An 18,274-nucleotide genomic window follows, 5' to 3' on the forward strand; every position below is an offset into this window, starting at 1 on the left:
TCGCTCAGGACGAGCCGCGCGTCATGTCCAAGGCCGAGTTATCGATTATCGACGAGGTCGAATCCGCCATTCGACTCGGCTCGGCGGAGAAGGGCCTCGAAACGGCCCGGCGCGTCACCGACCTGTTCCTCTCATCCGCCGGCAGTTTTGACGACGAGCAGATCGCGCTGTTCGACGACGTGCTCGATCGCCTGATCGGCACCATCGAGCTGCGCGCGATCGCCGACATGGGCGCGCGCGTGGCACTGGCCGAGATCAGCGCGCAGCTCGCGCCGATCGCGCAGGCGCCGCCCTCGGTGATCCGCCGCCTCGCCAACAATGACGAGATCCGCATCGCCGGTCCCGTGCTGCAGGAATCCGCGCGCCTCGACGACGGCGAACTGGTGAAGATCGCCTCCAGCAAAGGCGAGCCGCATCTGCTCGCGGTCGCCGGCCGCTGGTGGCTGAAGGAGATCGTCACCGACGCGCTGCTGGCGCGCCGCTATCCCAGTGTCAGCCGGCGCCTCGCTGCCAATCCCGGCGCACGCGTGTCGGGCAATGGATTTTCCCTCATCGTCGGGCAGGCCGAAAGCGATCCCGAGCTCGCCGTCAGCGTCGGCGTCCGTGTCGACCTGCCGTCGGAACTGCGCCGCCGGTTGTTGCGCTCGGCAACCGACGCGGTGCGCACGCGTCTGCTGTCGCGCGCGCCGCCGCATCTGTTCGAGGAGATCCAGACCGCGATCGCCGCCGTCACCGTCGGCGTCGAGCGCGAGATGTCCGCCGTCCGCGACTTCGAAGGCGCCAAGCGCGCCATCGCAGGCCTCAAGGCCACCGGCCAGCTCAACGAGGCCATGCTGCTCGGCTTCGCCAGACAGCGGCGCTATGAAGAGACCGCCGCGGCTCTCGCCGCGCTCTCCGGATCGACCGTCGAAGTGATTCGTCCGCTGATGCAGAGCCTGCGCGAGGATGGCCTCCTGGTGCCATGCAAGGCTGCGCAGCTCAGCTGGGACACGACCGTCGCCGTACTCGAATGCCGTTTTGCCACCGGCGCGATGAAGCCCGCGGACGTAGCGAGGGCGCAGGGGCACTTTGCGAGGATGACGCCGGAGAACGCGCGACGCACGCTGCGGTTCTGGCAGGTGCGGGCGTCGTAGGGGAGCGCTTCTTCGCACGGACCATCCACACCCTCGGTGTCGTCCCGGCGAAGGCCGGGACCCATACCGCGTGATCCATCGGCGATGCGCGGTGCTTGTCCCAACAAAGCAGAGCAACTGATAGCCGTCGGCAAACAGCTCCCTGTGGTTATGGGTCCCGGCCTTCGCCGGGACGACGTTGGAGATGCAGCGCGTCGCAACTCACCGCAACCGATTACGTGATCAGCCGCTCGCCATCGCTGCCGGCAATCATCAGCGGCACGACACTCCCCACCCGCTCGCCCGCAATCGCCACCGGCAGATAGTGCTCCGTCCGCCCCTGCCCTTCGCTCTCGATCAGCACATCGCGCCTTGCACCGATCTCCGCTTGCAGCCGGCGGCGCAGCGCGGCTTCACCCGTCGCTCGCAGCCGCTTCGCGCGCTCCTTGATGACGTTGCCCGCAACCTGCGGCATCCGCGCGGCGGGCGTGCCGGGGCGTGGAGAATAGGGGAAGACGTGCAGGAAGGTCAGGCCGCATTCCTCGACGAGATCGAGCGAGCGCGCAAACATCTCCTCAGTCTCGGTCGGAAAACCCGCGATGATGTCGGCGCCGAACGCAACATCGGGACGCAGGCGGCGGACCTGGTCGCAGAATGCGATCGCATCGCTACGCAAATGCCGCCGCTTCATGCGCTTGAGGATCATGTCGTCGCCCGACTGCAGCGACAGGTGCAGATGCGGCATCAGCCGCGCATCGTCGGCGATGGCATCGAGCAGGTCGCTGTCCGCCTCGATCGAATCGATCGAGGAGATGCGCAGGCGCTTGAGCTCCGGCACATGGCGCAGGATCTGCTTCGTCAGCATGCCGAGCTTCGGTGCGCCGGGCAGGTCCGTGCCATAGCTGGTGAGATCGACGCCGGTCAGCACGATCTCGGCATGGCCGCGCTCGGTGAGCGCCCGCACCTGATCGACCACCGCGCCCATCGGCACCGACCGGGAATTGCCGCGGCCGTAGGGAATGATGCAGAAGGTGCAGCGATGGTCGCAGCCGTTCTGCACCTGCACGAACACCCGCGGCAGGCCGCTCGCAAAGCCGTCGATCAGATGCGGCGCCATCTCCTTGACGGCCATGATGTCGCTGACGGCGATCTTTTCGCTGGTGCCGATGTCGAACGCATCGCGCGTCTCGCGCCACGCTTCGCCGCGCATCTTGTCGTCATTGCCGACGACGCGATCGACCTCGGCCATATCGGCGAACATCGCGCTTTGCGTCTGCGCCGCGCAGCCGGTGACGACGATGCGCGCCGAGGGGCGCTCGCGCTTCAATTTGCGGATCGACTGGCGCGCCTGCGCCACCGCCTCGTTGGTGACGGCGCAGCTGTTGATGACGATGGTGTCGGAAAGGCCTGCGTCTTCCGCCTTACTGCGGATCACCTCGGCCTCGAAGGCATTGAGGCGGCAGCCGAAGGTGACGATGTCGACAGGCATTACCCGACCGGCGCGAACAGCGCCGGATCGAAATTGCCCTCATATTCGAAGGTCGCCGTGCCCGTCATCAGCACGTGGTCGTCGCGCTCGCGCCATTCGATGCCGAGCTTGCCGCCGGGCAGCGTGATCTCGACCTTGCGCTCGGCGCGCTTCAGGCGCGCTGCCGCGACGGCCGTCGCGCAGGCAGCCGAACCGCAGGCCCGGGTCAGGCCAGCGCCGCGCTCCCAGGTGCGGATCGTGATGTGCTCGCGGTCGACGATATGGGCCAGCGTGATGTTGGCGCGCTCGGGGAAGATCGGGTGGTTTTCGAGCAGCGGACCGAAACGCCCGAGATCGTAGGCGTTGACGTCGTCGACCCAGAACACCGCGTGCGGATTGCCCATGCTCACGACAGCGGGCGAATGCAGGATCGGATTGTCGATCGGCCCGATCTGCAATTCGATGTAGCGGGTGTCGCGAAACTCTTCGGCCAGCGGAATGTCCTGCCAGCCGAACTTCGGCGCGCCCATGTCCACCGTGTAGAGATCCGGCGCCGGCCCCTGCCAGGCATTGAGCAGCCCGGCGGCCGTCTCGAACGTCGCCGTGGCCTGCCCGGTCTTCTCGAAGATGCGGCGGACCACGCAGCGCATGCCGTTGCCGCAGGCGCCGGCTTCGGAGCCGTCATTGTTGTAGATGCTGATGAAGGCCTCGGTGCCGCCGAGCCGCGGCTTCTGCAGCACCATGAGCTGGTCATAGGCCACGCCGCCCTGCGCGGACGCCACGGCGCGGGCATCGTCCGGCGTGACCTTGCCCGCAGAATCGCGCATGTCGACAACGACGATCTCGTTGCCGATGCCGTTCATCTTGGCAAATGCGTGGTTGGCCAGTGCGCTCATGAAAATTCCTGAATTTCGCCCGTCTTATATGGCGATCCTTGGCCGCTTGGCCAGTGATTTGCCGCCGGCAGCCGGGACCTGCCATGACGCATCTGTCATGGGACGAATTCGGCGCTCGCGTGTTAGAACGGCGCGGTTCGCGCGAACCGGGACGCGCGGCCGGGTTAAGGCCTTGGTGGGTAAGGTCTTGATGAATTAAGGCCCTGACGAAGCAGGGCCTCGGGGAGAATAGAATGACCAGTTTTCGTCGTCTCGCTCTGGCCGCGCTGATCCCGGCAGCGGCCATGTCGTTTGGCCTGACGCCGCTTGGGCTGTCGGGCGCCCTGGCGCAGTCGCCGAGCCCGGCGCCGGCCGCCTCGGCAAGCCCTTCGCCTGCGCCATCGGCCTCGCCCGCCCCGGCCGCGAGTGCATCGCCCGCCCCTGTCGCGACACCGTCGCCGGCGGCCAGCGCCTCGCCCGCACCTGCAGCCTCGCCCTCACCCGCCGCCAGCGCCTCGCCCAGCCCGCAGGCCCCGCCGCCCGCCGCGGCCGCCACCCCCGCGCCGGTGCAGACGGCCGATCCCTTTGGCCTCGAGACCACGCTCGAGCCAAGGAAGGTCGTGATGGTCAAGGGCACCGCCAATTGGGACTCGGCCTTCGACACGCTGGTCGACGCCTTCAAGGCGCTGAACACCCTGCTGGACAAGCAGGGCATCAAGCACGCCGGCAACTCGATGATCGTCTACACCTCGACCGACGACACCGGCTTCACCTTCCTTGCCGAGATCCCGGTCGACCAGGATCCGAAGAACCTGCCCAAGGACATGAGCATCGGCAAATCGCCGGAGGGCAAGGCGCTGAAATTCGTCCATCGCGGCTCCTACGACAACATGGACAACACCTATGAGGCGATCACCAATCACCTCGACGACAAGCGACTGGAAGCCAAGGACACCTTCATCGAGGAGTACCTCACCGATCCCCTGAAGACGGCGGAGGACAAGCTCGTGATCAATGTTTTCGTACCGCTGAAGTGAGACTGATGAAAAAGCCTGCCGTACTCGCCGTCGTTTTCGCGACCGCTCTGCTGGCGCAGCCTGCACGCGCCGACGACTTCCCCTCCGCGATCTCCGTGAGCGGCGAAGCCTCCGTGTCGGTCGCGCCCGACCTTGCGCAGATCGACGCCGGTGTCGCCAATGACGCCAAGACGGCGAAGGAAGCGTCCGACGCCAACAACGCCGCGATGGGCAAGGTGCTGCTTGCGCTGAAGGGCGCCGGCATCGCCGAGAAGGATTACCAGACCTCGCGCCTGTCGCTGCAGCCGCAATACGGCCAGAACAAATCCACCGGCGCCTCGCCCGTGGTCGGCTTCCGCGCCTCCAACCGCATCACCGTCAAGCTCCGCGACGTGAGCAAGGTGGCCGGCATCATCGACACGCTGGTCAGTGCCGGCGCCAACGACATCGGCAACATCTCGTTCGAGGTCACGCAGGCCTCGAAGCTGCTCGACGATGCGCGCGAGCAGGCGGTGGTCGATGCGCGCCGCAAGGCGGAGATCTATGCGAAGGCCACCGGCGTGACGCTGGGCGCGCCGCTCAGCGTGTCGGAGGGCGGCGCTCCCGTGCCGCTGTTCAAGGCGCGGATGGCAACGGCCCCGATGGCCGCGCCCGCAGCGGTCGCGCCGGGCGAGGAAACGCTGTCGGTGACGGTGAATGTGAGCTGGGCGATCAAGGCGAAGGAATAATAGCGCTGCAAAGGGCACGCTGTTCGCAACAACAACGGTGTCGTCCCGGCGTAGGCCGGGACCCATACCGCGTGATCTCTCGATAAGCGCAGGTCGGCGTACCTCGGGAAGACTGAAAAACTACTAGTCTTCGCCAAACTACTCCCTGGGGTTATGGGTCCCGGCCTTCGCCGGGACGACAACAGAGAATGACGCTGGCTTAAATCTCCACCACCTGCCCCGGCTGCATCGCCACGAACCGCTCCTGCGGGATCTTCGCGGCATCGAGCGCTTCGACCAGCGCTTTCGCCGGCGCGTCGATGGCTTCGTCCGTCAGCTGGAACGTGCCGTGGTGGTGCCCGAGCGCAGCCTCGGCGCCGCAATCCGCCAAAGCCTTCACTGCGTCTTCCGGATTCATGTGCTGGTCGCGCATGAACCAGCGCGGCTCGTAGGCACCGATCGGCAGAATCGCGAGGCGCAGGGCCCCGTGCTTCTCCGCGACGCGGCGGAAATGCCGGCCATCGCCGTAACCGGAATCGCAGACGACGTAGATTTTCCCGGCCGGCGTCTCCAAGACAAAGCTCGCCCACAGCGCCTTGTTGCGATCGAACATGCCGCGGGCGGTCCAGTGCCGGGTCGGCACCAGGTTTACGGCGATGCCGCCGCCGAGTTCGACACGGTCGTGCCAGTCGAAGGCTTCGGCCTTGATGGTGGGATCGGCGCCACGCATCGTCACGTCGTTGCCGAGCGGGGTGACCACGCGCGGAGCAAAATTTTTCGCGAGTCGCGACAGCGTCGCCATGTCGAGGTGATCGTAGTGGCCGTGCGAGACCAGCACGACGTCGATCTTCGGCAGCTTCTCGAAGGCGATGCCGGGATCGTTGTGCCGCTTCGGCCCGGCGAAGCTGACCGGCGACACCCGCGACGACCAGACGGGGTCGACGAGGATGTTGAGCCCGCCGGCCTGGATCAGCCAGCTGGCGTGCCCGACGAAGGAGAGCCGCACCTTGCCGCCATCGACCCGTTGCGGCGGGGTGTCGGCATGCGGGTTCGGAACCCAGTCCGGCCAGGCCGCCCGCTGCCGCTTGCCGCCGAGCTGCCAGCGCAGCACCTGACGAAGCGATTTCGGCGGCGCCCCATCCGGATCGAAGAAATGCAGGCCGTTGAAATGGTCGGAGGCGGGTCCGTCGTAGGTCTTCATGCTGGACATCCAGAGGGAGGGGACACCGACCACAGCCCCGGCTCCGGCAAGCAGTCCGAAAACGCGGCGGCGGGTGATCTGCACGGGCAGGGCTTCTAGGGATAGCGGGGGCGGTAAGACATCACCGTCTATATGGGCTGGGCCGCCCGAAAAGGAACCCGCCGCAGAAAAAGTCGCATTTTCAACGCGTTGCCCTGGCAGGGGTCGGCCCGCGCCCTAACTTTCCTTGACTTTTGGGCGGGAGCGGCGTTTAACCCCGCCACTTTCTCGGAAAGGCTTTCTTTTCGACCCGCCGACCGGCCCTGGAGGCCGGAGGTCAACGCCCGACAGCGCGATGCGCCCTCGGGCGCAAAGGTGTTTGGATTTTCTGCTCCCTCGCCCCGCTCTTGCGGGGAGAGGGTCGGGGTGAGGGGCTCTCTCCGCGCGTGGTGCGCGTAGATGGTCCCGTACCCCCTCACCCGGATCGCAAGGGCGATCCGACCTCTCCCCGCAGGCGGGGAGAGGTTAAAAAGGACAACGGCATTGTTCGACAATCTGTCGGAACGGCTTGGTGGCATTCTCGATCGTCTGACGGGGCGCGGTGCGCTGACCGAAAAGGACGTCGACGCCGCGATGCGCGAGGTGCGCCGCGCGCTGCTGGAGGCCGACGTCGCACTCGAAGTGGTCCGCAGCTTCACCGAGCGCGTCCGCGAGCAGGCGATCGGCGCCACCGTCGTCAAGTCGGTCACACCCGGCCAGATGGTGGTCAAGATCGTCCATGACGAGCTGATCAACACGCTCGGCGCCGAAGGCCAGACCATCGACGTCAATTCCGTGCCGCCGGTGCCGATCATGATGGTCGGCCTGCAGGGCTCCGGTAAGACCACCACCACCGCAAAGCTCGCCCGCCGCATGGTCCAGCGCGACAAGCGCAAGGTGCTGATGGCCTCGCTCGACGTCTATCGTCCGGCAGCGATGGAGCAGCTGGCCGTGCTCGGCCGCGACCTCGACATTCCGACGCTTCCGATCGTGGCCGGCCAGCAGCCGCCGCAGATCGCCAAGCGTGCGCTGGAAGCAGGCAAGCTCGGCGGCTACGACATCGTGCTGCTCGACACCGCCGGCCGCACCACGCTCGACGAAGAGATGATGGCCGAAGCCGCGGCGATCAAAGCCGCCGCCAATCCGCATGAAGTGCTGCTGGTTGCGGACAGCCTCACCGGCCAGGACGCGGTGAATCTCGCGCGCGCGTTCGATCAGCGCGTGGGCCTCACCGGCATCGTGCTCACTCGTGTGGACGGCGACGGCCGCGGCGGCGCCGCGCTGTCGATGCGCGCCGTCACCGGCAAGCCGATCAAGCTGATCGGCACCGGTGAAAAGACCGACGCGCTGGAAGATTTCCATCCTGATCGTATCGCCGGCCGCATCCTCGGCATGGGCGACGTGGTCTCGCTGGTCGAGCGCGCCGCTGCCAATATCGACGCCGAGAAGGCCGCGCGCACCGCCGAGCGCATGCGCAAGGGTCAGTTCGACCTCAACGACATGCGCGAGCAGCTGCTGCAGATGTCCAACATGGGCGGCATCAGCGGCCTGATGGGCATGATGCCCGGCATCTCCAAGATGAAGAACCAGATCGCGGCGGCCGGCATCGACGACAAGATCCTGAAGCGTCAGGTCGCGATCATCGATTCCATGACGCGCGACGAGCGCCGTCATCCGGATGTGCTGAAAGCCAGCCGCAAGAAGCGCATCGCCGCCGGCAGCGGCCAGAGCGTCGAGCACGTCAACAAGCTGCTCAAGATGCACCGGAACATGGCCGACGTGATGAAGGCCATGGGCTCGGGCAAGCGCGGCCCGCTCGCCGGCATCGCGCAGGCGATGGGCTTTGGCGGCGGCATGAAGATGCCCTCGCCGGAAGAGATGAAGGCGCTGCAGGAGAAGATGCAGAGCGGCGGCGGACAAGGCTTGCCGAATCTGCCGAAGGATCTGCCCGCCGGTCTTCGCGGCGGCCTGCCGAACGTCCCCGGACTGACCGGGCTGAGCGGCAAGCCGACATTGCCGGGCCTCGGCGGTTTCCCCGGCAAGAAGAAATGAGGAATTCGTCGCACGGGATCGCAACCGGTCTTGTGTGACGCGGAATACCAATCAACCGAACAAAACGTACTTTGAAGGAGAACTAGATGTCCGTCGTTATCCGCCTCGCCCGCGCAGGCACCAAGAAGCGTCCCGTCTATCACGTCGTCGTCGCCGACTCGCGTTTCCCCCGCGATGGCCGCTTCATCGAGCGTCTCGGCTATTTCAACCCGCTGCTGCCGAAGGACAACGAGACCCGTCTCAAGCTCGACATGGAGAAGGTGAAGTCCTGGCTCGCCAAGGGCGCGCAGCCGTCGGACCGCGTGATGCGTTTCCTCGATGCCGCCGGCGTCAAGAAGCGCGAAGCGCGCAACAACCCCGAGAAGGCCGTGCCGCGCAAGGAGCGCAAGGCGCAGGCCGAAGCCGCCGCGAAGGGCTAAGGCTAAGACATGTCGGCGCTGGTCTGCGTCGCGCGGATCGGCGCCGCGCATGGTGTGCGCGGCGCGGTCAAGCTGTGGACCTTCACGGAGGACCCGTTTGCCGTGCGCCGCTACGGTCCGCTGCTGTCCAAGGACGGCAAGCGCCAGTTCGAGGTCGCGACGGCGCGCGAGGCCAAGGATCATCTGGTCGCGACGTTCAAGGGCGTCGCGACCCGCGATGACGCCGAGCGCCTCAACGGCATCGAGCTCTACGTTCCGCGCGAAAGACTGCCCGCGACGGACGAGGACGAATACTACCACACCGACCTGATCGGGCTCGCCGCCGTCACCACGGATGGCGAGCCGCTCGGCCGCGTGCTCGCGATCCACAATTTCGGCGCCGGCGACATCATCGAGATCGCACCTCTCAAGGGCGCGACGATGCTGCTGCCGTTCTCGAATGCGGTGGTGCCCGAGGTCGACCTCAAAGGCGAACGCGTGGTGATCGCGCTGCCGCAGGAGATCGAGGGCGATCGGGACGAGGACGAAGCGCGTTAATCGCGCTCACGCCATCTGCCGTCCCTGCTGCTCGAGCCAGTCACAAAACACCGCGCGATGCGGGACGTCGTCGCGTCCTTCGGGAAAATACGCAAAATAACTGCGGGCCGGCAGGCTGATGTCCGGGAACGGCGTCACCAGGCGCCCGGCCGCGAGATCGTCGGCGATCAGCGCCGTCGGCCCCATCGCGACGCCGAGACCGTCGAGCGCAGCCTGAAGCGTCAGATAGAAATGATCGAAGGTCAGCGCCCCCGCGCCCTCCAGCGCGGACTCGCCTGCATCGGTCAGCCAGTCACGCCACAGCCGCGGCATCGAGGTGACGTGCAGCAGCGTGTGCCGGCTGAGGTCTGCGACTTCCGTCAGCGGCTGTTCTGCGAGCAGAGCGGGACTGCACACCGGCAGCCGCTGCTCCGACAGCAGGAAGCGCGACGCAAATCCGTGAAAGGTGTCCGGACCGCCGCGGATCACCACGTCGAACAGTTCGGGCAACGCATCGACCTGATCGTTCGACGTCGACAGCCGCACCTCGATATCGGGATGTTCGGTGCGAAACCTCGTCATGCGCGGCAGCAGCCAGCGCAGACTGAAGGTCGCGAGCGCATTGACACGCAGTACCGCGGCCGGCGCTTCGCCGCGCCGCCTGCGATGCTGTTGCACGGCGGCGGAGACGCGATCGAGCGCCGGTGCAAACTCCGCGAGCAGCGCAGCGCCCGCCGGCGTCAGCACCACCCGCCGCACCGATCGCCGGAATAGCGCAGGCGGCCCGAGCCAGCTTTCGAGCAGACGAATTTGCTGGCTGACCGCGCCATGCGTCACGCCGAGTTCGACCGCCGCTTCCTTGAAGCTGCCGAGCCGGGCGGCGGCCTCGAAGGCACGGATCGCGTTCAGGGGTGGCAGGCTGCGGCGAGGAACGAACATGAGCCATACGATAGAATTTCTAGCACATGATCCGATTATTACTGGTTTGTGACAGTTTCTTGAAGGCTCCATAATGCGTGCCTAAGCACTTTCAATGCATGACCTTTCGACTGCTTCGGGCCGAGACCTTGGCAACTCTTCCTACAAATTTTCTATCGCAATCGCAAACCGCCGCGTCTGACGACGAGACGTTGAGCAAGCCGCGCCGCACCCTCGCGGCAACGGGCCTCAACCACGCCCTGCACGATGGCTATACCGACCTGATCTACGTGCTGCTGCCGGTGTGGCAGGCCGAGTTCGCGCTGAGCTATGGGCTGCTGGCGGTGATGCGCGGGCTCTATTCCGGCACCATGGCCGGGCTGCAAATCCCGGTCGGGCGTCTCGCCGAGCGGATCGATGGAAAGATTCTGCTCGCGCTTGGCACGATGCTCGCAGCGCTCGGCTATGTCCTGGCCGGACTGTCCGGCAGCGTCGTCGGCCTCGGCTTTGCGCTTCTCATATCCGGCGCCGGATCGAGCACGCAGCATCCGCTCGCCTCGGCCGCAGTGTCGCGCGCCTATGGCAACGCGGCACGCGGGCCGCTCGGCATCTACAATTTCAGCGGCGACCTCGGCAAGGCCGCACTCCCGGCGCTGACGGCGACGCTGCTGGTGATCATGTCCTGGCGGCACGCGCTGCTGCTGATCGCACTGATGGGCCTGCTCGTCGCGCTTTGCCTCGCGCTGCTGATGCCGCCTGTCGGCAAGGGCTTTGCGCAGAAATCCGCGATCACGGCCCACGGCACGCATGCCGGCCGCGGCGGTTTCTCCTGGCTCCTCGCGATCGGGATTCTCGACAGTGCGGTGCGGATGGGCTTCCTCACCTTCCTGCCCTTCCTGCTGCGCGACAAGGGCGCCTCACTGCCGACGAGCGGCGTTGCGCTCGCGATGCTGTTCATCGGCGGCGCCGCCGGCAAATTCACCTGCGGCTGGCTCGGCGCGCGGGTTGGCACGATCCGCACCGTGCTGCTGACCGAAGGCGGCACCGCGGTGCTGATCGCAGCGGTGCTGGTGCTGCCGCTGACGCCGGCCATCATCGTGCTGCCGTTGCTCGGCGTGATGCTGAACGGCACGTCCTCGGTGCTCTACGGGACAGTCCCAGAACTCACGTCGTCTGATCGCACCGAGCGTGCCTTCGCGCTGTTCTACACCGGCACGATCGGATCGGGCGCAATCGCGCCGGTGCTTTACGGCCTGCTCGGCGATGCGCTTGGTCCGACCCTGGCGACCGCAGCAACGGCCGTGACGGCACTGGCCATCTGCCCGCTCGCGCTGCTGCTGGGACCGCATCTCGCCGACGACCAGCGCGCCTGAAGAATCCGGGCCTCGACCTCTTGGCCGCAATGCCCTAACCAGCGGCCATGACCAACCCCTCACCCTGGCGCGCGACGGTGCTGACGCTATTCCCGGAGATGTTTCCGGGGCCGCTCGGCGTGAGCTTGGCCGGCCGGGCGCTGGCTTCCGGGCTGTGGGAGATCGAGGCCCGCGACATCCGGGCCTCCGCCACCGACCGCCACCGCAGCGTTGACGACACCCCCGCCGGCGGCGGTCCGGGCATGGTGCTGCGGGCGGACGTTCTGGCCGCCGCCATCGATGCCGCCGGGATCACCCCGGAGCGCCCCCGCCTGCTCATGAGCCCCAGGGGTCGGCCATTGACCCAGGCCCGTGTCAGCGAACTCGCGCAGGGCCCCGGCCCGCTGATCGTCTGCGGGCGGTTCGAAGGGATCGACCAGCGGGTGATCGACGGACGCGGCCTGGAGGAGGTTTCGATCGGCGATTACGTGCTGTCCGGGGGCGAGATCGCCGCCCTGGCCCTGATCGATGCCTGCGTCCGGCTGCTGCCGGGGGTGATGGGCAAGGAAGCCTCGGGAACCGAGGAGAGCTTTTCGGACGGCCTGCTCGAATACCCCCAATACACCCGCCCGCAGCTGTTCGAGGGGGCCCCGATCCCGGAAATCCTGACCTCGGGCGACCACGCCAAGGTTGCGAGCTGGCGGCGGGCACAATCGGAGGCCCTGACGGCGGCCCGGCGGCCTGATTTATGGGCCCAAATCCCGCCTAAGCCCCCGAATCGGGCCCGTCGCCAAAAAACGCCAAAAAACAAGACAGACGGGTGACAAACGCTCCGGCTTGCCTTATAGGAGCGGCCAAATCCGCAATAGCTGGATAGACGAATTTCGCGCAGCCCCCGATCTGCGGCTGGGCGCGCCGATGGAGATTACCCCATGAACCTGATCCAACAGCTTGAAAAAGAGCAGTTCGACAAGCTCTCCGCCACCAAGGAAATCCCGGAATTCGCCCCCGGCGACACCGTGATCGTGAACGTGAAGGTCGTCGAAGGCGACCGCACCCGCGTGCAGGCCTATGAAGGCGTCTGCATCGGCCGTTCCGGCGGTGGCCTCAACGAGAGCTTCACCGTCCGCAAGATCTCCTATGGCGAGGGCGTCGAGCGCGTGTTCCCGCTGCTCTCCCCGATGATCGACTCGATCAAGGTGGTGCGCCGCGGCAAGGTGCGTCGCGCCAAGCTCTATTACCTCCGCAACCTTCGCGGCAAGTCGGCCCGCATCGTCGAGAAGCAGGACCGCCAGGCGGCCGTCGGCGAGTAAGCTTCGCCACCAGGCTAAGTCTTTCGAAAGCGCGGGGCTCGGCTCCGCGCTTTTTTGTTTGGCTCCGCGCCGTGCATGCGGTGCCAGTCCCTCACCCTGAGGAGCGCGGAACGCGCGTCTCGAAGGGCGAGGCCACGGACCGGGCCTTCATCCTTCGAGACGCGCGCAAGAGCGCGCTCCTCAGGATGAGGGTCATGCCCGGACCGCGGATTGAAACCACTCGCGATTCCAATTCGGCCTGCTATATATTCTTGGAATGTTTCCAGATCTGACCAGCTTCGCCCCCGTTCAGCGCATCGTCATCGACGATCGCTCGCGGCTGCCTGGCCGGTTCTTCGGACGCTTCGCGACCTCGGCAACGTCAGAGCTTACGCGCGCAGCCTAAAAGCTGCGCTGACGATTTTGTTGCCCCGCGCGCAAGCCGCGCTCATCGCCTTCACACATTCTCCGGAGCTGACGCTCATGTCCAAGCCGACCACATTGTACGACAAGATCTGGAACGACCATCTGGTGCACGAAGCCGAGGACGGCACCTGCCTGCTCTATATCGACCGTCACCTGGTGCACGAGGTGACCTCGCCACAGGCGTTCGAAGGTCTGCGCGCGACCGGCCGCAAGGTCCACGCGCCCGAGAAGACGCTCGCCGTCGTCGACCACAACGTGCCGACCACCGACCGCACCAAGCCGAATCCCGACCCCGAGAGCATCGAGCAGATCAAGGCGCTGGCCGAGAACGCCAAGGAATTCGGCATCGAATATTACAACGAGTTCGACAAGCGCCAGGGCATCGTCCACGTCATCGGCCCCGAGCAGGGTTTTACGCTGCCCGGCACCACCATCGTCTGCGGTGACAGCCACACCTCGACGCATGGCGCGTTCGGCGCGCTCGCGCACGGCATCGGCACCTCCGAGGTCGAGCACGTTCTGGCGACGCAGACGCTGATCCAGAAGAAGGCCAAGAACATGCGCGTCACCGTCGACGGCAAATTGCCGGACGGCGTGACCGGCAAGGACATCATCCTGGCCATCATCGGCGAGATCGGCACCGCGGGCGGCACCGGCTACGTGCTGGAATACGCCGGCGATGCGATCCGCGCGCTCAGCATGGAAGGCCGCATGACGGTCTGCAACATGTCGATCGAAGGCGGCGCCCGCGCCGGCCTCGTCGCGCCCGACCAGAAGGCCTACGACTTCCTGCGCGACCGTCCGAAGTCGCCGAAGGGCGCGGCCTGGGACGCGGCGATGCGCTACTGGGAGAAGCTGCGCTCCGACGAAGGCGCGCATTTCGACCACGAGCTGCGCCTCGATGCGGCCAAGCTGCCGCCAATCGTGACCTGGGGCACCAGCCCTGAGGACGTCATCTCCGTGACCGGCATCGTGCCCGATCCCGACAAGATCGCAGACGAGGCCAAGCGTCTCTCCAAGCATCGCGCCCTGAAGTACATGGGCCTGACCGCAGGGACGAGGATCACCGACATCAAGCTCGACCGCGTCTTCATCGGCTCCTGCACCAACGGCCGCATCGAAGATCTGCGCGCGGCGGCGAAGATCGCGGAAGGCAAGACTGTATCGGCGAGCGTCAACGCCATGGTGGTGCCGGGCTCCGGCATCGTGAAGGAGCAGGCGGAAGCTGAGGGTCTGGACAAGATCTTCATCAAGGCCGGCTTCGAATGGCGCGAGCCCGGCTGCTCGATGTGCCTTGCCATGAACCCGGACAAGCTGAAACCGGAAGAGCGCTGCGCCTCGACCTCGAACCGCAATTTCGAGGGCCGCCAGGGCTTCAAGGGCCGCACGCATCTGGTGTCGCCGGCAATGGCGGCAGCCGCGGCGATCGCGGGCCACTTCGTCGACGTCCGGGACTGGCGCTAAGCCGCTCCCTGCAATTGTAGCGATCGCGGCAAACCGCCGTTAATCGCCGGCAACGACACTGCGTCCTCGCGACGGTTCGCGAGGATGCCTCATGGCCAACAAGCCTGAATATGTCGATCTGATCAGCGAGGCGACGCGCCAGCATCGCCGGCGCGCGACACCGCTGCGCATCGTCGCAAAGCCTGAGCCCGAAGAGACCTCCAAGCTCAGCCGCTGGCCGCCGGCGATGTTCAAGCAGTGGAAGCTTGAGAACCTGACGCGGTGGAAGGCTTCGTCGTGGAAGCTGAAGGATTGGCTGTAGGTCAAAGACTCCGTCATGGCCGGGCCTGTCCCGGCCATCCACGTTCTTAGGCGCGCATAGAAAGATCGTGGATGCCCGGGACAAGCCCGGGCATGACGATGCAGCTCACATCACCAATAGTAGCGGTACGGATTGTGCCAGCGGTGCCAATGGTGCCAGCGGCAGATGCGGCGCGGGCCGTAATAGGTCCAGATGATCCGGCAGCGGCGCGGATAGTGGTAGTAGGGATAGTAGCCGCCGTAATAGCGCCGGTGGAAGTGGCGATAGCCGAAATGGGGGCGATAGCCCCAGTGGCGGTGATAGCCGCCGTAATGACGAAACCCGCCGTAACGAATGCCGCCGCCGTGAAATGCCGGCGCGGCGCGGAAGCCGCCGCCATGAAAGCCGCCGCCGCGGAATCCGCCGAAATGTCCTCCGCCACCGCGGAAGCCACCGCCGCCGTGAAAATGTCCGCCACCACCACCATGCCCGCCGCCGCCGTGCCGGACCTGCGTGACGAGATCGTCGGTTGCTGCCTTCGTCGCGGGTGACGTTGCCGGATTGATCAAGGTGAGCGCTTCAGCGCGCTGCGCGCTCCCGGCCGACAGCATCAGCGTCGCGGCCGCCGCAATCCCGAGCAAGCGCATCGGGCTCGCTCTGAGACCCAAACTCCTCAGCATGGACTTCTCCCTGAATTTGGACAGCGGCATTGTGGCGCAGCGTCGCGCGCCGCCTCTGTTCATTTGCAGTCGCTCCCGAGATTAAGTTACGGACAGCGACGTGAATGCCTCATGAATGAATGCGTTTCCGCCGCGACGTGGTGCCACAGGGAATTTTGCGATGACCGTCTACGCGATTGCGCAATTGAAGATGACTGACCGTGCGGCCTATGACCGCTATCAGGCGCGCTTCTTCGACGTGTTCAAAAAACACAACGGGCGGCTGCTCGCGGCCGACGAGAATCCGCGCGTGCTCGAGGGCGCATGGCCGCACGACAAGCTTGTCATGATGTCGTTTCCGGACGAGGCCTCGTTTCTCGCCTTCTCGAACTCGCCCGAATACGAAGACATCTCGCGCGATCGCAAGGCGGGCGCGCAGGCGACGGTGCTGCTGGTCAAGGGATTTGCCCCGGGCGGCTAGAGCGTCACCAGAACGGCCCGTAGCCGAACACGAAGGGTGCGGGCACGCCGTAGGGATAGGGACGGTAATAGACAGGCCGCGCGTAATAGCGGGGATCACGGCGCACCGCAGGCTGCACGACGACGTGGGCCCGCGGATGTCGCCGCGCATCAAAAACCGCGATGCCCGCCGATGCCTCGGGTATCGTCGCCCTGTGCGCAGCGGAAGCGCGAGGCAGGCCCGCGGCAAGCGCGACGGCAACGACGGCCAGTGCAATCCATCTCGCCATGACGACCCTCGAGGCCTCGGGCGTCAGCCCCGGCGCCAGTAGCAGCTCATATGCGGCGTGATCACGGTGCCGCTGGGCCGGTGTTCCTGGACATAGGCGACATTGCATTCGCGCACAGCGTCGGGGCCGGGATTGTAGCGCGGATGGACGTCATCAGGGGTGTAGTAGGGCGTGACGCGCAAGCGCGCCGGAGGCCGCCTGCGCGGCGGGGGGACATCGTCGGGCAAGACCGCCTGGGCCAGCCGGATCTCGGGCCCCGCTTTCTGGGCATTGGCCTCGGTGCCGACAAAAAAAGTCGAAAACAACCCCATGCACAGTAGAACCGGTACTGCTGTTCCCGCCCGCATCACATCACCACTGGCCTGAGCCATCCCCTTGATGCGCCGTACGCTCCTCGTTTTCGCGCGCGGCGTCAACGCTCCTTCTTGGCGAGGTCTTATAAAGCGGGATGCATCGCCGCGGAACCCGCGCTAAGACAAAAGCCATGTGGACGGAATTGAAAGCGCCCTCGCTGGCCGAGATGGAAGCGATGGCCCATGAGGTGTTCGAGCGCCTGCCGGCGGAATTTCGCGGCCTCTGCGAGGGCGTGATTCTCCGTGTCGACGACTTCCCGACCGAGGAGGTGCTGGACGAGATGGAATGCGAGAGCGAGTTCGACCTGCTCGGCCTGTTCCAGGGCGTCGGCCTGCCCCAGCAGAGTCTTGGCGACGTGGCGCGGCTGCCCAATATGGTCTGGCTCTACCGCCGGCCGATCCTCGATTACTGGGCCGAGCACGACGAAAGCCTCGGCCATATCGTCCGCCACGTCCTGATCCACGAGATCGGCCACCATTTCGGCCTCTCGGACGACGACATGGCCGCGATCGAGGCTCAGGCAGAATAGGACGCGGATTGATCAAGGCGGTGTGCAGAGAGCAGCATCGTCAGCCGATAGTCGGGCCAGCCCGCGAGAGACAGCGACACCTGCTGATAATGCAGCAGCCCCATCGTCGGATGGTCGAACGCACGCTCGCCGCCTTCGCGGGCGAGAACGCCCTGGGTGTCCCAGCATCGTTCGAAATCGGTGCTTCCCAGTCTCAGCTCCTCCACGAGACGGCGGATCTCGGGATCGTCGGAATAGGCGGTCACCGCGGCGCGGAACTCTGCCACGACGCGACGCGCACGGGAGGTCCAGTCAAGGATCAGGGTTTTGGCTTCAGGCCTGAGGAAGATGTAGCGCAGCAGATTTTTTTCGCCGTCTGCATCGAGCCATCCTGCAAACAGCGCCGACGCTTTCGCATTCCAGCGACGTGCGCGCCATGTGCGATCGAGGATGTAGGCGGGACCGTCGATCGCGTCGACGCAGGCCAGTATCTCCTCGGGTGGATCATCTCTGTGGCCCGGCCGCTCGGGATCGCGCTTGCCCGCGACTTCGAACAGATAGCCGCGCTCGGCCGGTGACAGGCGCAATCCGCGGGCGAGGCGCGCAAGTGCCGAAGCCGAGACGGACACATCGCGACCCTGCTCGATCCAGGTGTACCAGGTGACGCTCAATCCGCTGAGCTGCGCGACCTCCTCGCGCCGCAGGCCGGGCGTGCGCCGTCGTGGTCCGGCGGCAAGGCCGAATTCTGCCGGAGACTGGCGTTCCCGGAGCGCCCGCAGGAACGCGCTGAGAGAGAGGGCCGGAGCGGTCGGATCCTGTTCCTTCATGGTGTTTTTTATACCAGCATATTTTAGGATATTAAACTGGTACCCGCGACATGCTAGCGTC

At 66.0% G+C, this 18,274-nt stretch carries 21 protein-coding genes; 13 read left to right on the plus strand and 8 right to left on the minus strand.

Going from position 1 to position 18,274, the window contains the following annotated elements:
- Positions 1–23: 23 nt before the first annotated feature.
- On the plus strand, positions 24–1,133 hold the full coding sequence (locus A7X65_RS12315) for a DUF2336 domain-containing protein (protein WP_063685056.1): 1,110 nt from the start codon (positions 24–26) through the stop codon (positions 1,131–1,133).
- Between the two features lie 214 nt (positions 1,134–1,347).
- Here A7X65_RS12315 and mtaB read toward each other — a convergent pair whose 3' ends face one another.
- Together mtaB and dapF are read right to left on the minus strand one after the other, a co-directional pair.
- Positions 1,348–2,601, minus strand: coding sequence for a tRNA (N(6)-L-threonylcarbamoyladenosine(37)-C(2))-methylthiotransferase MtaB (gene mtaB / locus A7X65_RS12320; protein WP_063685058.1), 1,254 nt, complete (start codon positions 2,599–2,601; stop codon positions 1,348–1,350).
- A complete protein-coding gene (dapF, locus tag A7X65_RS12325; protein ID WP_063685060.1) occupies positions 2,601–3,476 on the minus strand; it encodes a diaminopimelate epimerase in 876 nt (291 codons plus the stop codon). Before dapF ends, mtaB begins: the two co-directional genes overlap by 1 nt.
- A 233-nt stretch (positions 3,477–3,709) precedes the next feature.
- On the opposite strand from dapF, the gene A7X65_RS12330 reads away from it, so the two are divergent.
- Together A7X65_RS12330 and A7X65_RS12335 are read left to right on the plus strand one after the other, a co-directional pair.
- Positions 3,710–4,492, plus strand: coding sequence for a GyrI-like domain-containing protein (locus A7X65_RS12330; protein ID WP_063685062.1), 783 nt, complete (start codon positions 3,710–3,712; stop codon positions 4,490–4,492).
- A gap of 5 nt (positions 4,493–4,497) precedes the next feature.
- Positions 4,498–5,199 (plus strand): SIMPL domain-containing protein, encoded by a 702-nt coding sequence (locus A7X65_RS12335; protein ID WP_063685064.1) that lies wholly within the window; start codon positions 4,498–4,500, stop codon positions 5,197–5,199.
- A 199-nt stretch (positions 5,200–5,398) separates the two neighbouring features.
- On the opposite strand, the gene A7X65_RS12340 is transcribed toward A7X65_RS12335, so the two are convergent.
- A complete protein-coding gene (locus A7X65_RS12340; RefSeq protein ID WP_063685066.1) occupies positions 5,399–6,463 on the minus strand; it encodes an MBL fold metallo-hydrolase in 1,065 nt (354 codons plus the stop codon).
- A gap of 438 nt (positions 6,464–6,901) precedes the next feature.
- Here A7X65_RS12340 and ffh point away from each other — a divergent pair, with 438 nt between their 5' ends.
- The 3 genes from ffh (at position 6,902) to rimM (ending at position 9,405) form a co-directional block, all read left to right on the plus strand.
- Positions 6,902–8,449, plus strand: coding sequence for a signal recognition particle protein (gene ffh / locus A7X65_RS12345; RefSeq protein WP_063685068.1), 1,548 nt, complete (start codon positions 6,902–6,904; stop codon positions 8,447–8,449).
- Between the two features lie 86 nt (positions 8,450–8,535).
- Positions 8,536–8,868 (plus strand): 30S ribosomal protein S16, encoded by a 333-nt coding sequence (gene rpsP / locus A7X65_RS12350; protein WP_063685070.1) that lies wholly within the window; start codon positions 8,536–8,538, stop codon positions 8,866–8,868.
- A gap of 9 nt (positions 8,869–8,877) precedes the next feature.
- Positions 8,878–9,405, plus strand: coding sequence for a ribosome maturation factor RimM (gene rimM / locus A7X65_RS12355; protein ID WP_063685072.1), 528 nt, complete (start codon positions 8,878–8,880; stop codon positions 9,403–9,405).
- 6 nt (positions 9,406–9,411) lie between these two features.
- Here rimM and A7X65_RS12360 read toward each other — a convergent pair whose 3' ends face one another.
- The gene (locus A7X65_RS12360; RefSeq protein ID WP_063685074.1) at positions 9,412–10,323 is read right to left on the minus strand and encodes a LysR substrate-binding domain-containing protein; all 912 of its coding nucleotides are present in this window, start codon (positions 10,321–10,323) and stop codon (positions 9,412–9,414) included.
- Positions 10,324–10,421: 98 nt separating this feature from the next.
- Between A7X65_RS12360 and A7X65_RS12365 the strand changes: the two genes are divergently transcribed.
- The 5 genes from A7X65_RS12365 to A7X65_RS12385 all read left to right on the plus strand — a co-directional run bounded on the left by A7X65_RS12365 (position 10,422) and on the right by A7X65_RS12385 (position 15,137).
- Entirely contained in the window at positions 10,422–11,675 is a 1,254-nt protein-coding gene (locus A7X65_RS12365) for an MFS transporter (RefSeq protein WP_245323499.1), read from the plus strand.
- A 47-nt stretch (positions 11,676–11,722) separates the two neighbouring features.
- The gene (trmD, locus tag A7X65_RS12370) at positions 11,723–12,478 is read left to right on the plus strand and encodes a tRNA (guanosine(37)-N1)-methyltransferase TrmD (protein ID WP_063685078.1); all 756 of its coding nucleotides are present in this window, start codon (positions 11,723–11,725) and stop codon (positions 12,476–12,478) included.
- A 108-nt stretch (positions 12,479–12,586) separates the two neighbouring features.
- A complete protein-coding gene (rplS, locus tag A7X65_RS12375) occupies positions 12,587–12,967 on the plus strand; it encodes a 50S ribosomal protein L19 (protein WP_063685080.1) in 381 nt (126 codons plus the stop codon).
- Positions 12,968–13,429: 462 nt separating this feature from the next.
- The gene (gene leuC, locus A7X65_RS12380; protein ID WP_063687633.1) at positions 13,430–14,836 is read left to right on the plus strand and encodes a 3-isopropylmalate dehydratase large subunit; all 1,407 of its coding nucleotides are present in this window, start codon (positions 13,430–13,432) and stop codon (positions 14,834–14,836) included.
- Positions 14,837–14,927: 91 nt separating this feature from the next.
- The gene (locus A7X65_RS12385; protein WP_063685082.1) at positions 14,928–15,137 is read left to right on the plus strand and encodes a hypothetical protein; all 210 of its coding nucleotides are present in this window, start codon (positions 14,928–14,930) and stop codon (positions 15,135–15,137) included.
- A gap of 110 nt (positions 15,138–15,247) precedes the next feature.
- On the opposite strand, the gene A7X65_RS12390 is transcribed toward A7X65_RS12385, so the two are convergent.
- Entirely contained in the window at positions 15,248–15,796 is a 549-nt protein-coding gene (locus A7X65_RS12390; RefSeq protein WP_063687635.1) for a hypothetical protein, read from the minus strand.
- 160 nt (positions 15,797–15,956) lie between these two features.
- Here A7X65_RS12390 and A7X65_RS12395 point away from each other — a divergent pair, with 160 nt between their 5' ends.
- Positions 15,957–16,256, plus strand: a complete 300-nt coding sequence (locus A7X65_RS12395; protein WP_063685085.1) for a DUF1330 domain-containing protein — start codon at positions 15,957–15,959, stop codon at positions 16,254–16,256.
- 4 nt (positions 16,257–16,260) lie between these two features.
- Here A7X65_RS12395 and A7X65_RS12400 read toward each other — a convergent pair whose 3' ends face one another.
- Positions 16,261–16,524 (minus strand): hypothetical protein, encoded by a 264-nt coding sequence (locus tag A7X65_RS12400; protein ID WP_063685087.1) that lies wholly within the window; start codon positions 16,522–16,524, stop codon positions 16,261–16,263.
- 23 nt (positions 16,525–16,547) lie between these two features.
- Positions 16,548–16,835 (minus strand): hypothetical protein, encoded by a 288-nt coding sequence (locus tag A7X65_RS12405; RefSeq protein WP_063685089.1) that lies wholly within the window; start codon positions 16,833–16,835, stop codon positions 16,548–16,550.
- A 173-nt stretch (positions 16,836–17,008) separates the two neighbouring features.
- Between A7X65_RS12405 and A7X65_RS12410 the strand changes: the two genes are divergently transcribed.
- Complete coding sequence (locus tag A7X65_RS12410; protein ID WP_063685091.1) at positions 17,009–17,407, plus strand: metallopeptidase family protein; 399 nt, start codon at positions 17,009–17,011, stop codon at positions 17,405–17,407.
- Here A7X65_RS12410 and A7X65_RS12415 read toward each other — a convergent pair.
- The gene (locus A7X65_RS12415) at positions 17,395–18,213 is read right to left on the minus strand and encodes a helix-turn-helix transcriptional regulator (protein ID WP_063685092.1); all 819 of its coding nucleotides are present in this window, start codon (positions 18,211–18,213) and stop codon (positions 17,395–17,397) included. The two genes, A7X65_RS12410 and A7X65_RS12415, sit on opposite strands and share 13 nt — an antisense overlap.
- Positions 18,214–18,274 lie beyond the last annotated feature (61 nt).

This window comes from Bradyrhizobium stylosanthis (assembly GCF_001641335.1).
Classification (GTDB): domain Bacteria; phylum Pseudomonadota; class Alphaproteobacteria; order Rhizobiales; family Xanthobacteraceae; genus Bradyrhizobium; species Bradyrhizobium stylosanthis.